Source organism: Desulfatitalea alkaliphila (assembly GCF_022968795.1).
GTDB classification, from domain to species: Bacteria; Desulfobacterota; Desulfobacteria; order Desulfobacterales; family Desulfosarcinaceae; genus Desulfatitalea; species Desulfatitalea alkaliphila.
The window spans coordinates 190,215-203,174 of sequence record NZ_JALJRB010000001.1 but is presented as its reverse complement, the minus strand read 5'-3'; the positions used below and the strand labels follow the sequence as shown (position 1 = coordinate 203,174).

Annotated in this window: 14 protein-coding genes; 7 read left to right on the top strand and 7 right to left on the bottom strand. The window is 59.3% G+C overall.

The features are described 5' to 3' along the window. Positions 1 to 31 precede the first annotated feature (31 nt). The 4 genes from MRX98_RS00855 to rlmN are packed head-to-tail and all read left to right on the top strand — an operon-like array spanning position 32 to position 4,110. Positions 32 to 1,330 carry an O-acetylhomoserine aminocarboxypropyltransferase/cysteine synthase family protein gene (locus MRX98_RS00855; protein ID WP_246902201.1) on the top strand — a complete coding sequence of 433 codons (1,299 nt, stop codon included), beginning with the start codon at positions 32 to 34 and terminating at the stop codon, positions 1,328 to 1,330. A gap of 1 nt (position 1,331) precedes the next feature. Then, positions 1,332 to 2,459, top strand: a complete 1,128-nt coding sequence (gene metX, locus MRX98_RS00850) for a homoserine O-acetyltransferase MetX (RefSeq protein ID WP_246902200.1) — start codon at positions 1,332 to 1,334, stop codon at positions 2,457 to 2,459. Then, positions 2,456 to 3,082 carry a methionine biosynthesis protein MetW gene (gene metW, locus MRX98_RS00845; RefSeq protein WP_246902198.1) on the top strand — a complete coding sequence of 209 codons (627 nt, stop codon included), beginning with the start codon at positions 2,456 to 2,458 and terminating at the stop codon, positions 3,080 to 3,082. The genes metX and metW overlap by 4 nt, the downstream gene beginning before the upstream one ends. Further along, positions 3,079 to 4,110, top strand: a complete 1,032-nt coding sequence (rlmN, locus tag MRX98_RS00840) for a dual-specificity RNA methyltransferase RlmN (protein WP_246902197.1) — start codon at positions 3,079 to 3,081, stop codon at positions 4,108 to 4,110. The genes metW and rlmN overlap by 4 nt, the downstream gene beginning before the upstream one ends. On the opposite strand, the gene MRX98_RS00835 is transcribed toward rlmN, so the two are convergent. Beyond that, complete coding sequence (locus MRX98_RS00835; RefSeq protein ID WP_246902195.1) at positions 4,096 to 4,935, bottom strand: amidohydrolase family protein; 840 nt, start codon at positions 4,933 to 4,935, stop codon at positions 4,096 to 4,098. The genes rlmN and MRX98_RS00835 overlap by 15 nt on opposite strands. A 233-nt stretch (positions 4,936 to 5,168) precedes the next feature. Between MRX98_RS00835 and MRX98_RS00830 the strand changes: the two genes are divergently transcribed. Then, on the top strand, positions 5,169 to 5,678 hold the full coding sequence (locus MRX98_RS00830) for a peptidylprolyl isomerase (RefSeq protein ID WP_246902193.1): 510 nt from the start codon (positions 5,169 to 5,171) through the stop codon (positions 5,676 to 5,678). Between the two features lie 82 nt (positions 5,679 to 5,760). Further along, on the top strand, positions 5,761 to 6,612 hold the full coding sequence (locus MRX98_RS00825; RefSeq protein WP_246902191.1) for an NYN domain-containing protein: 852 nt from the start codon (positions 5,761 to 5,763) through the stop codon (positions 6,610 to 6,612). On the opposite strand, the gene MRX98_RS00820 is transcribed toward MRX98_RS00825, so the two are convergent. Further along, complete coding sequence (locus MRX98_RS00820) at positions 6,587 to 7,051, bottom strand: hypothetical protein (protein WP_246902189.1); 465 nt, start codon at positions 7,049 to 7,051, stop codon at positions 6,587 to 6,589. The two genes, MRX98_RS00825 and MRX98_RS00820, sit on opposite strands and share 26 nt — an antisense overlap. Before the next feature lie 223 nt (positions 7,052 to 7,274). Between MRX98_RS00820 and MRX98_RS00815 the strand changes: the two genes are divergently transcribed. Then, positions 7,275 to 7,724, top strand: a complete 450-nt coding sequence (locus MRX98_RS00815) for an FKBP-type peptidyl-prolyl cis-trans isomerase (protein WP_246902187.1) — start codon at positions 7,275 to 7,277, stop codon at positions 7,722 to 7,724. A gap of 138 nt (positions 7,725 to 7,862) precedes the next feature. Here MRX98_RS00815 and dsrP read toward each other — a convergent pair whose 3' ends face one another. Genes dsrP through dsrM form a run of 5 tightly spaced genes read right to left on the bottom strand, consistent with a single transcriptional unit; the run spans position 7,863 to position 12,915 of the window. After that, positions 7,863 to 9,020: a sulfate reduction electron transfer complex DsrMKJOP subunit DsrP gene (gene dsrP, locus MRX98_RS00810; RefSeq protein WP_246902185.1), complete on the bottom strand. Its 1,158-nt coding sequence runs from the start codon at positions 9,018 to 9,020 to the stop codon at positions 7,863 to 7,865. A gap of 7 nt (positions 9,021 to 9,027) precedes the next feature. Beyond that, positions 9,028 to 9,816, bottom strand: coding sequence for a sulfate reduction electron transfer complex DsrMKJOP subunit DsrO (dsrO, locus tag MRX98_RS00805; protein ID WP_246902183.1), 789 nt, complete (start codon positions 9,814 to 9,816; stop codon positions 9,028 to 9,030). Next, positions 9,816 to 10,217 (bottom strand): sulfate reduction electron transfer complex DsrMKJOP subunit DsrJ, encoded by a 402-nt coding sequence (gene dsrJ / locus MRX98_RS00800; RefSeq protein ID WP_246902181.1) that lies wholly within the window; start codon positions 10,215 to 10,217, stop codon positions 9,816 to 9,818. Before dsrJ ends, dsrO begins: the two co-directional genes overlap by 1 nt. After that, entirely contained in the window at positions 10,210 to 11,841 is a 1,632-nt protein-coding gene (gene dsrK, locus MRX98_RS00795; protein WP_246902179.1) for a sulfate reduction electron transfer complex DsrMKJOP subunit DsrK, read from the bottom strand. Before dsrK ends, dsrJ begins: the two co-directional genes overlap by 8 nt. Before the next feature lie 6 nt (positions 11,842 to 11,847). Beyond that, positions 11,848 to 12,915 carry a sulfate reduction electron transfer complex DsrMKJOP subunit DsrM gene (dsrM, locus tag MRX98_RS00790; protein WP_246902178.1) on the bottom strand — a complete coding sequence of 356 codons (1,068 nt, stop codon included), beginning with the start codon at positions 12,913 to 12,915 and terminating at the stop codon, positions 11,848 to 11,850. Between the last annotated feature and the right edge of the window lie 45 nt (positions 12,916 to 12,960).

Sequence of the window (12,960 nt, the reverse complement as noted above, 5' to 3'; positions counted from 1 at the left end):
GTGGCCCGCAACCAGAAGAGGAGAGTGACCTATGACCGATACATACAAGGGATTTTCCACGACAGCCATTCACGGCGGGCATACACCGGACAGCGACACCCGCTCCCGGGCCGTGCCCCTGTATCAGACCACCTCCTACACTTTCGAAGACACCACCCATGCCGCCGACCTTTTCGGTCTGCGCAAGTTCGGCAACATCTACACCCGCATCATGAATCCCACCACCGACGTGCTGGAACAGCGGGTGGCGGCATTGGAAGGGGGCGTTGGCGCGCTGGCGACGGCCTCCGGCCAGGCGGCCGAAACCTTGACCATATTGACCTTGGCCGCCGCCGGCGACGAGATCGTGGCGTCCACCGATCTTTACGGCGGCACCGTCAGCCTCTTCGCCCACACCTTGCCCAAGTTGGGCATCACGGTGCGTTTCGTGCCGCCCAATGATTTCGATGCCTGGGAAAAGGCGGTCAACGGCAAAACCAAAGCCTTTTTCGTGGAGTCCATCGGCAACCCCAAACTGGATATCGTGGACATCGGACGGCTTGCCGACATCGGCAAGGCCCACGGGGTGCCCCTGGTGGTGGACAACACAGTCACCAGCCCCTATCTGTTGCGTCCCTTCGAACATGGCGCCGCCGTTGTGGTCCATTCGGCCACCAAATTCATCGGCGGCCACGGGACCTCCATCGGCGGTATCATCGTCGACAGCGGCAAATTCGATTGGGCCGGATCCGGCCGTTTCGCGTCTTTCCTGGCGCCCGATCCCGCCTACCACGGCCTCAAATTCGTGGAAAGCTTCGGGGAGTTGGCCTTTATCCTGCGCGCCCGGGTGCTGGGGCTGCGGGACATGGGCGCGGCCATCAGTCCTTTCAATGCCTGGTTGTTGTTGCAGGGGCTGGAGACCCTGGCCTTGCGCATGGAACGTCACAGTGCAAACGGCTTGGCCGTTGCCCGATGGCTGCAACAGCATCCGTGCGTAGAATGGGTGCGCTACCCCGGCCTGCCGGAATCGCCCACCTATGATTTGCTCGCGCGCTACCTGCCCAAGGGCCAGGGGGCTCTGGTGGGATTCGGCATCAAGGGCGGCCGGGATGCGGCGGTCAAGTTCATTGAAAGCTGTCGCTTGTTCAGTCACTTGGCCAACATCGGCGATGCCAAGAGCCTGGTGATTCACCCGGCTTCCACCACCCACGAGCAGTTGACCGCGGCCGAGCAGCAGGCGGCCGGGGTCACCCCCGACTTCATCCGCCTGAGTGTCGGTATCGAGGATATCGACGATATTCTTGCCGACCTGGATCAGGCGCTGCAGCAGGGAGTGGGGTGTAAATTATAAAATGGAATCAAATTCCGTCGGGCTGGTAACGCCCCGAACATTCACCTTCGGCAGCGTCGAAGAACCCATGGTGCTGGAATCGGGCCGCACCTTGGGGCCGGTCGATATCGTCTACGAAACCTATGGCGAACCCAATGCCGATCGCTCCAATGCCATTTTGATTTGCCACGCCCTTTCGGGTGATCACCACGCCGCCGGCCATCACGATCCCCATGATCGCCGGTCCGGCTGGTGGGACAATATGATCGGGCCGGGCAAAGGGTTCGACACCAATCGCTATTGGGTCATCTGTTCCAACATCATCGGTGGTTGCAAAGGCTCCACCGGTCCGGTGAGCATTCACCCGGCCACCGGCGAGCCTTATCGGCTCGCTTTTCCGGTGGTGACCATCGGTGACATGGTGGAGGCCCAAAAACGGCTGCTGGATCACCTGCAGGTGCGCCGCTTGTACAGCATGGCAGGGGGCTCCATGGGCGGCTTCCAGGTTTTGGAGTGGGCCCTGCGCTATCCGGAAAGGGTCCGTTCGGCCATCTGCATTGCCTCGGCCGCCCGCCTGTCGGCCCAGGCCATCGCTTTCAACACGGTCGGGCGCAGCGCCATCACCCGCGATCCGGAGTGGCATGCGGGCGGCTACGAAGGCAGGGGGCCCGAACAGGGGTTGGCCACGGCCCGTATGGTGGGCCACATCACCTACCTGTCGGAGATTCTGCTGGATGCCAAGTTCGGCCGGCGGTTGCAGTCCGCCGATCGTTTTTGTTACAACTTCACCAACGAATTCGCCATCGAAAGCTACCTCAACTACAAGGGCAGCGCCTTTACCGAGCGGTTCGACGCCAACAGCTACCTCTACATCACCAAGGCCATGGACTACTTCGACATCAGCCGCAGTTACGGTCCCCTGAAGCAGGCCTTCGCCCGCGTGGCGGCCCGCTGCCTGTTCGTCTCCTACAGCAGTGATTGGCTCTTTCCAACCAGCCAGACCAAGGAGATGGTGCGGGCCATGCTTTGCAACAGCAAGCCGGTTTCTTTCATCGAGGTCGACTCTCCCTATGGCCACGACGCCTTTCTGGTGGAGGAAGAGAAGTTGACCCGCATCGTCTCCGGGTTCCTCGAGGGGGTGGCCCGATGAATACCCAATATGTGGATCGGCTCAGCCGAACCGATCGCGACATGATCTTGACCTTGGTGCCCGAGGCAGTCCGGGTGCTGGACCTGGGCTGCGGTGACTGCAGTCTGCTGGGTGAGTTGGTGGCCAAGCGCCAGGTGCGGGGCACCGGCGTGGATATCAACGGCGAACAGCTGGTCAACGGTTTGGTGCACGGCATCAATGTATACCAGGGGGATTTGGACGAGGGCCTGGTGGATTTTCCCGACCAGTCCTACGACTACGTCATATTGAACCAGACCTTGCAGGTGGTGAAAAACCCGCTGCTGGTGCTCAATGAGATGTTGCGCATCGGGCGCTACGGTATCGTGGGGTTTCCCAACTTCGCTCAATGGCAACTGCGTCGCGGCTTGTTTTTCGGCGGCCGGGCGCCCAAATCGCCCTCTTTGCCTTTTGAGTGGTACGACACGCCCAACATCCGGGTGCTTTCGATCCGCGATTTCTTTGACTACTGCCGTCAACAGCGCATCGACGTGGTCCAGGCGCGTTACCTGATGGCCGGTCGCTGGGTGCAGCGGTTCCCGGGCATGGTATTGACCAATCTGCTGGCCCACATCGGGCTCTTTGTGATCACCCGCGCATCGTGAACCCTCTGGCCCTCACATATGCCGAGACCGTCGCCCTGTTCCGTTTACGGTACGGCCGGGGCGATCACCATGCCGCGGCCTTCTACCGCGGCTTTCACAGGCTGGCCGACAATCAATGGCGGGACTTGCCCCCTTTTCTTGCCGCATCGCGCCTGGCGCAAGCGGTGGCCGACGACCTGGCGCCGCGTCCGCTGGTGCCTGTCGGCCAAGAGGTGCGCGATGGGGTGGCCAAGAAGGTTTTCGCCTTGCCGGATGGTTTGCCGGTGGAAACGGTGGTGATCCCCATGGCGCGCCACACCACGGTGTGCGTTTCCTGCCAGGTGGGCTGCCGCATGGGATGCCGATTTTGCGAGACCGGCCGGATGGGATTCCGGCGGAACCTGACGCCGGCGGAAATCGTGGCCCAGGTGCACGCCGTCCGGACGGCGCCGGGGCCGACGGTGCGCAATGTGGTCTTCATGGGAATGGGAGAACCGCTGGACAACTTCGACAACGTGATCCAGGCCATCCGGGTGCTTTCCGACCAGCGGGGATTGAATATCGCCCTGCGGCGCATCACCGTTTCCACCGTGGGCATTGTGCCGGGCATCGCACGCCTGGCCGCTTTGGGATGGCCCCAATTGAAACTAGCGGTCAGCCTCAACGCCGCCGACGATGATTTGCGCAGCACCCTGATGCCCATCAACCGGCGCTACGGACTGGCCGCTTTGCGTGAGGCGCTGACGACATACCCCCTGGCACGGGGCAATGTGTTGTTGGTGGAGTATGTGCTGATACGGGGTGTCAACGATCAAGAGGCCCATGCGGACCGCATTGCCGCATTTATTGAGGGGTTGCCCGTGCGGCTCAACCTGATTCCCTGCAACCCGGGGCCCCATTCATCCTATGACGCACCCTCCGCGGCGGATGTGGCCCGTTTCCGACAATACCTCATCGATCGGCGCCTGTTCGTGCGGCTGCGCCGTTCCAAAGGGTGCGACATCCAGGCGGCATGCGGTCAGCTGGGATCGGCCTTACAAACCCAATAGCTTGGCGGCATTGCCGTAGCAAATGGCCGCCATCTGATCCTCATCGAGCCCTGCCGCCGCCATCTCTTCCAGATAACGGCGTGGCGGCAGCAAAGGATAGTCCGTGCCGAACAGGATTTTGTCCGCTCCGGCCAGTGCCATGGCCATGGGGTAGATGTCGTGGCGATAGAGATAGGGGGAGGCGGCCGTATCGAACCAGACCCGTTGCAGGGCACCGGTAACCTCTTTCTTGAGCAGGTTGTACCAGAAGATGCCGCCGCCCCAGTGGGCCAACACCAAATCATTGTCCGGGTACTGTCGGATCATTGCGTAAATCTGGGCCAGGGTGTTGTCGGTTTTGCCCGCATAGCGGTGACCGATGGGCTCGTTGGTATGGATCATCACGGGGCGGCCGTATTGGCGGGCCACGGCCATGATGCCGTCCAGGTCGCCCAAACATTGCCGATCCATGTCGGAACAATAGAAGGCCAGCTCGCCGACGCCGCTAAGACCGACCGCCAGGCAGCGGTCCGCTTCTTCCGCCGCGCGGGGATGGGCGGCATCCATGCAGGCAAAGCCGATCAGTCGGTCGGGATGGCGGGCCACCGCTTCGATGATGTAGTCGTTGTGGCGACGGGCGGTTTCCATAGTGGACCACGGAAAACCGAAGGTCACCGACTTGTCCACGCCGTGGGCGTCCATGGCCGCCACAAGTTGATTGGCGCCCACCATTTTGGATTTGGGGGAGGCATACAGCAATTCGAAGGCCGGTTCGTTGTCCAGATAGCGTTCGCGGTGTTGCCGCACATCGGGCGGAAAAATATGGGTATGAAAATCGATGATCATGGGGCTCGCTCCGTTATCCAATTAAGTTTGGCACCTGTGAGGAAAACAAAATGCAATTTCAAGGGGCCGATGTCAAATGACAAATCGGCAACGGTATGGTCATCGCCGCTCATTTGGTGTATATTCGAACACGTTGAACAGGTGCCGGGCGTTGGTTCCCGCGCTGCAACGAACCATTTATAATCAATACATACCAGCGCAGGATCATGCCTGCGTCGCAAAGGAGCTTCAACGTGGTCAAACTGGAAACCGACATGGGTGATATTTTTCTGGCCCTGAATGAAGAGAAGGCCCCCAAAACCGTTGCCAACTTTCTCAACTACGTCACCAGCGGTCATTATGACGGCACCATTTTTCATCGTGTGATCGACGGCTTCATGATTCAGGGTGGCGGCATGACCGCCGACATGCAAGAGAAGGCCACGGGATCACCCATCGAGAACGAGGCCGACAACGGCCTGACCAACGACCCTTACACCGTTGCCATGGCGCGGACCATGGATCCTCACAGTGCCACCGCCCAGTTTTTCATCAATGTCAAGAAGAACGATTTTTTGAACCACAGCGCCAAAAACGAGCGTGGCTGGGGATATACCGTCTTCGGGAAAGTGGTCAAGGGCCATGGTGTGGTCAATAAGATCAAGGGAGTGCCTACCGGGCGCCAGGGCATGCATGATGATGTGCCCAAGGAGGCGGTGGTGATCCTCAAGGCCCAGGTGGTGGAAGAGGTTCCGGAGCAATAGTGCGAAGGACAGATAATATCCATGGAGGTTTGTTTTTGATTGAAAAGTGCGCTTCAAGTCCAGTTGCGGCAGGGGGGTGTGCATGAACAAGAATACCGAAATTGAAAACCTGGCCGTATTCTGCGATTTTGAAAACATCGCCCTGGGTGTGCGTGACGCCCGCTATGATCAGTTCGACATCGACAAGGTGTTGGAACGGTTGCTGCTCAAGGGGAGCATCGTGGTCAAAAAGGCCTACTGCGACTGGGAGCGTTACAAAGAGTTCAAAGCCGCTATGCACGAGGCGGCCTTCGAGTTGATCGAGATTCCCCATGTGCGCCAATCGGGCAAGAACTCCGCAGATATTCGCATGGTGGTCGATGCCCTCGACCTTTGCTATACCAAGTCCCATGTGGACACCTTCGTGATTGTCAGTGGTGATTCCGACTTCTCCCCGCTGGTCAGCAAGCTGCGCGAGAACAACAAGATCGTCATCGGCGTGGGGGTGAAAAATTCCAGCTCCGACCTGTTGATCGCCAATTGCGACGAATTCATCTATTACGACGATCTGGTGCGCAAAAAGAAGCCGCGCAAAAAAGCGCCGCGCAAGGCCTCCGCCGCTCGCCAAGGCGGAAAAGCCGCCACCACCACCACCGCGAGCAGTGGTTGCGCCTTGTCCGAGAAGGAGGCCGAAGAAAGGACTCAGGAGGCGCTGGATTTGATCATGGGCACTTTGGAGGCTCTGGCTGAAGAGCGCGGTTCCGAGGAGAAGATCTGGGGGTCCATGGTCAAGCAGACCCTCAAACGGCGGCGGCCGGGCTTCAACGAATCCTACTACGGGTTTCGGTCATTCAATCGGTTACTGGAAGAGGCGGCCGCAAGGGACCTGATGGAACTGGAACCGGACGAGAAATCGGGAGGCTACATCATCAAGCGGTTTCATCAGGACGATTAGGTGCAATCGGCGTGATGGGCAGCCACCTGGAAAGACATTGAAAAGCGACACCTTCGCGCAGCTTGGCGCGGTAGGACGGAATCAATCCCACCCGCATGGAAACCTTCTGATCCTCGCCCCATGGCCACCAGGCCACACAGAGCACGAGGTTGCACAGGGGATAAGAGGTGAACAACACCTGTCCGGGCATTAACCCGAATTGACCGTTGACCCATTTACAGACCGATTCGTTCTCCGGCGGCGGCGAGGTGAAGTTCCAATGGTGACGGAACTCTTTGAATAATGGGAAAAAGACCAGCTCCGCATCCTCTCCCTCCAGAACCATGACGGCCATGTTGCGCTTGGCGTCCCATTGCCAGCGACAGGTGGGCGGAATATTGAGACAGATTTTGCGGCATATTTCCCGAAAGGGTTCCAGTTCGCTGAGTTTGATGCGCATGTATTGCCTCTGATGACTGCATTGGATCGCCGCACGGCGAAGGGTGGCCAACACCCGTCGCGTACCGGTTGGAATCGGCCTCTGCAGGGTTATATCGGTTCATTGGCGCGGATCTTTAGCTCGCGCGACCAACATCCAAGCGCAAACAAGGCATCCAAGGTTGACACCTGCCGATAAGGTCTTAACTTTTCAGCTCGTTTTTAATTCAACGTTAGGAGCAAGCATGCAGAAAATCGAAGATGGACACTATGTACAGGTGGACTACACCGGCACCTTGTCGGACGGGGAGGTGTTCGATTCCAGTGAAGGGCGCACGCCCCTGGAGATTCAGATGGGTGCCGGCCAGGTGATTCCGGGGTTCGAGCAGGCGCTGATGGGCATGGCCGAAAATGAAACCAAAACGGTTTCCCTGGCACCGGAAGAGGCCTATGGCGAGCGTGACGAGTCATTGTTGCGCCGATTCGAGCGCAGCCAGATTCCTCCTGAAATGAATCCCCAGGTGGGCGACATGGTGGCCTTGACCACCCAGCAGGGCAACCAGATTCCCGCCCGTGTGACGGATGCCGACGAACAGGGCATCGTTCTGGATCTGAACCACCCGCTGGCCGGCAAGCAGTTGCAATTCGACCTCCGGGTGGTGCGCATCGGCGACGCACCGGCGGAGCAAAGCTGAGTTCAGGGGCCTTATTAGCCCCTTCAAGATGCTTTCACCCGCCGCCCATGGCGGAGCGAACGAAAAAAAGGGGCGTACCTTGCGGTACGCCCCTTTTTTTTCGAGTTGAATCGGGAAGGAAGCGGAACGGGCGGCCGATCAGGCCCGAACTTCCTCTTTGACACCCACGGCCATCTTATAGAGCACGGTGAGCACCAGCGCACCGATGGCATACACACCGATGGTGATCCCGATTTCCGGCAGGGTGGGCACGTATTCATGCACTTCGTGCAGCGGGTTGGGTACAAAACCGCCGGCGATCATGCCCAGGGCCTTGTCGATCCAGGTGCCGAAAATAATCACCACACAGGCCACGGCCAGGGTCACCTCGTTTTTGCGGGTGGCGGGGTTGACGGTCAGGATGATGCCGATGACCATCAACGCCATGGAGGACCACATCCAGGGCACCATGGAATTATAGCCCTTCAGGCCGAAGAACAGATAGATGAAGTGATCCATGTGTTCCGGCATTTGGCTGTAGAAAACCACGAAAATTTCGCACAGGAAAAAGAACACGTTGATGCAGATGGCATAGGCTACGGTGATGCCCAGGGTCTGGATCTGTTTTTTGCCCGGATCGAACTTGGTGGTGTTGCGGATGAACAGGCACAGCAGGATCAAAAGAGCGGGACCGGCGGCGAAGGCCGAGCTGAGAAAACGCGGCGCCAGGATGGCCGTCAGCCAGAAGCCCCGGCCGGGCAGGCCCGAGTACAAAAAGGCGGTGACGGTGTGGATGCTGACGGCAAAGGGGATTGAAAGGTATATCAGCGGCTTGAGCCACTTCTGATAGTGAATGCCGTTGCGTTCCGCTTCCATCACATTCCAGCCGACGATCAGGTTCAGCAGCAGGTAGCCGTTGAGCACCATCGCATCCCAGAACAGCACGCTGTTGGGCGTCGGATAGAGCATCACGTTGAGCCCGCGCATGGGCTGCCCGAGATCGACGAAAATGAGCAGCAGGCAGACCACAAGGGCGGCGATGGCCAGAAATTCACCGAGAACGGTGATGCGTCCGTAGGCTTTGTAGTCGTGCAGGTAATAGGGCAACACCACCATCACGCCGCCGGCGGCCACGCCGACCAGGTAGGTGAAGTTGGCGATGTAAAAACCCCAGGAGACATCGCGGCTCAGGCCGGTGATACCCAAGCCGTATTGCAACTGCCACATGTAAAGCAGGAATCCCATGCCGATGATGGCCAGCAGGGCCAGGATCCATGCGTAATACGTTTTGCTTCCTTTCAAGGCTATTTCAAGCATACCCACCTCACACGATGTAGTAGACGCACGGTTCGGTACCCAGACCCGATTTGCGTCGAATGGTGAAATTCTCGCGCAGCACCCGCCGCACCTCGGAGTTCGGATCGCGCAAATCGCCAAAGACAATGGCGCCCTTGGAGGCTTCCACGCAGGCCGGCATCAACCCTTCGGACAGTCGCTCCGAGCAGAAATTGCACTTTTCCACCACCCCTTTCATGCGGGTGGGGTATTGCGGGTTCATCTCTTTTTCCACCAGCCCCTGGCGCGGGTCGCGGAAATTGAAGCTGCGGGCGCCGTAGGGGCAGGCCGCCATGCAGAAGCGGCAGCCGATGCAGCGGTGCATGTCCATGACCACGATGCCGTCGCTTTGGCGCTTGAAGGTGGCCTTGGTGGGGCAGGCCCGCACGCAGGGCGGGTTTTCGCAGTGGTTGCAAAGCACCAGGTAGGGGCGGTGTTCGGCCTCTTCGCTCATGTGCGGGTTGACGATGTCCGGAAAGGCGTTGTGAAAATGGGTTTCCCAGAGCCATTTGATTTCATGGCGCCGGTCGCTGAAATGGGGCACGTTGTGGGTCTTGTGACACGCCTCGATCAGGGGCGCCACGTCCCGCTCCGTCTTGAATCGGCGGGTGTCGATCACCATGGCCCACTGGCTGCCGATCAATGCCTTGGGGCCTTTCTGCAATGAATGCGTTCCATTGGTAGGGGCGGCGGCCACAGCCTTGATCACCGGTTGGGCGCTGAGGCCCACCGCGGCGATCCCCGCCATTTTCATAAAGCGTCTGCGGCTGCTTTCCATTATCGTTCTCCTTTGGGGTTATCGAGGTGGCAATCCCAGCAGTAGGGGGCCACGGAAACGTAGTCATGACAGCGGTCGCAAAACTCCGCCTTGTTGGAGTGGCAGTCCAGGCAGGTGTTGGACAGGCTGGCCGCGAACATTTTCCCTTCGGGGTTGACGAACGTTCCGGTGCCTTCGCGCACCATCTTGAGCCGCCATTCGTCGAGCAGCTGCATGTGGTCGGTCTTCATGAATTCGGTGGGCATGACACACTGTCGGGCCGCCTTGGCCTTGTCCGTCAGGACCACTTCCGGCGCCGGCGCCGCCGTTCCCGGTCGGACCAGCAGATTGTACCAGAGAGGGAAGGTGAATAGACCCAGGAAAATCACCAGGCCCAATACGATCCATTTTTTATCATTCATCGGCTTCCTCCATTCCCGGCAGCGGTTCGCTGCGCAGGTCCATGGTGCGTTCTTGTTCTCCCGGCAGGATCAAGGCGTTGGCCACCAATTCGGTGACGCCGGTCACATCCACTTCCGGCACCCAGTACTCCATGGAGGCGGGCAAGGCAGCCCGGTCGATGGCGCAGACACAGGCCAGCATGTTGACACCGAACGTTTCGTGCACGTACTTGACGGCGTTGGCGCGCGGCAACCCGCCGGCCATGCGCAACTCCATGTTTTCGCCGGCGTTGAGGCCGGCGCCGCTGCCGCAGCAGAAGGTCTGCTCACGGATGGTGTTGGCCGGCATTTCGTAAAAATGGTTGGCCACGGACTTGATCACATAGCGTGGCTCCTCAAACATGCCCATGCCGCGGGCGGGGTTGCAGGAATCGTGGAAGGTAATGATTTTATTGTCGTTACGACTCGGATCCAGCTCCAGTTTGCCGTGGCGGATCAAGTCGGCGGTGAATTCGGAAATGTGCACCATCTTGGTGGAAGCGGCGTTCTGGTACACCGTGCCTGTGATCGGGTTGACCGGGGTTTCCAGAAAGTCGGCCGGGCCGTTCATGGTGTCCATGTACTGGTTGATTACGCGCCACATGTGGCCGCACTCGCCGCCCAGGATCCATTTGACCCCCAGCCGCCGCGCTTCCAGGTACATCTTGGCATTGAGCCGCTTCATGGTCTCGTGGGAGGTGAAAAAGCCGAAGTTGCCGCCTTCCGAAGCGTAGGTGCTCCAGGTGACCTTCAGGCCGTATTTCTCCTTGAGGTAGTGAAACAGCATCATGTAGCCCATGCAGGTGTACGTGCCGGGGTCTGCGAAGACGTCGCCCGAGGGCGTGATGAACAGGATGTCGGCGCCTTTCTCGTTGAAGGTCTGCTCGCAGCGCAGGCCGGTGATCTCTTCGATGTCGTCCACGAAGAAGTCCAGCATGTCCTTGAAGGCATGGGGTTGAATTCCCAAGTGGTTGCCGGTGCGGTAGCAGTTGGCCACCGGCGTGGCCACCCAGTCGATGTTCAGGCCCAGCAGGTTGAGCAGTTCGCGACCGAAGATGGTGATCTCGGCGGTGTCGATGCCGTAGGGACAAAAGAGGGAGCAGCGGCGACACTCGGTGCACTGAAACAGATAGTACCACCACTCCTTGAGCACATCGAGGGTCATGGGGCGGGCGCCGTTGAGGCGGCCCAGGACCTTGCCCAAAGCCGTGAAATCGTTGCGGTAGACCGAGCGCAACAATTCGGCCCGCAGCACCGGCATGTTCTTGGGATCACCGGTGCCGATGAAAAAGTGGCACTTGTCGGCGCAGGCGCCGCAGCGCACGCAGATGTCCATGAAGACTTTGATGGAGCGGAACTTTTCCAGCCGCTCCTTGAACCCTTCGTGCAGAATCTGCTGCCAGTTTTCAGGCAACTGCCAGTCGTCCTCCAACGGATTCCAGGGCCGGGCATTGGGCATGCTCAAATATTCGACGCTCTTGGGGTTGGAGGCGTAACAGTACATCCCCTTGCGGATGTTGACCGGTACGTCCATCCAATGCTTGGCAGGCGGCTGATACGCGATTCGATCCAGAAGCTCTTGGGGCTTGGGTGTTTCATCGGCCATTGTCGTTTACTCCTTTTCCTCTTCCTCGGTCGCGGCTGCTTCGGCAGGCGCCGGCATTTTTTCCACGGGCAATCCGGCTTCGACCATCTTTTCGCGGAATTCGTCTTCGTAAGCCTCGTAGGTGTGCACCTTGACCGGATAGTTCCAAGGATTGACGTGGCGCGCCTCGCGGGTGTTGGTCCGCATGTTCCGCGTCGGGCTCAAAAAGATGCCGCCCATGTGCATCAGCTTGCTGTACGGGAAGTAGGCCAGCAGCACACAGACAAAGAACAGGTGGATGTAGAACAAAGGGCTGATGCCGGCCGGTACCGAGGGCGAAAAGGTGACCAGCCCCATGGTCAGCTCCTTGATGGCGGCCACGTCGGCTTTGATGAAGTAGCGCATCAGGATGCCGGTGAAGGCGATGCCCATGATCAAGAAAAGCGGAAAATAGTCGGAGGCCAGGGAGATGTAGCGTACGTTGGCCACGAACAGCCGCCGCAGGAAAAGGAATATCACGGCGGCCAACAGCACGATGCCGGAAAGATAGACGCCGGGCAGGCCGACCTGGATGGGGTTGTACAGGATTTCGATCTTCATGAACCCGTCGAGGGTTCCCAGCATCTGGATGCACCAGGGCACCGGCTCCAGGAAGAAGCGCAGGTGGCGCACCAGGGTGGTGAGGAAAGCGTAGTGAAACGCCAGGGCGAACAGCCACAAAAACACCTCCAGGTGGTAGCTGATGCGCCCTTCCTCACCGTTCATCTTCATGCGCGTATTGCGGAACAGCGAGCGGAAGGTGAGAATTTCCAGCGCCATGCGGGCCACGACACCGATGGTGGTGGAGGGGTTGTCGATTTTGGCCTGTTGGATCCAAGGCATCGTTTTTTGTTGGCCCGCGGTGGTGGGAATGGCAAAGGGAACGGGTGACCGGGACCACCCCACGATGCGCCGAACCACGCCCACGATGAAGATCAGGACGGCCAGATACGGCAACACGATCCCGAACAGCCAGGGCAATCCCAAAGCGCCCAGCCACGCGATCAGGGCCAGCACGAATACTGCCAGCAGTGACGACAAATAAAATTGATTCATCTAGCCACACCTCACTCCGGACCCCGGCGCGGCGGCAAGGGCCGG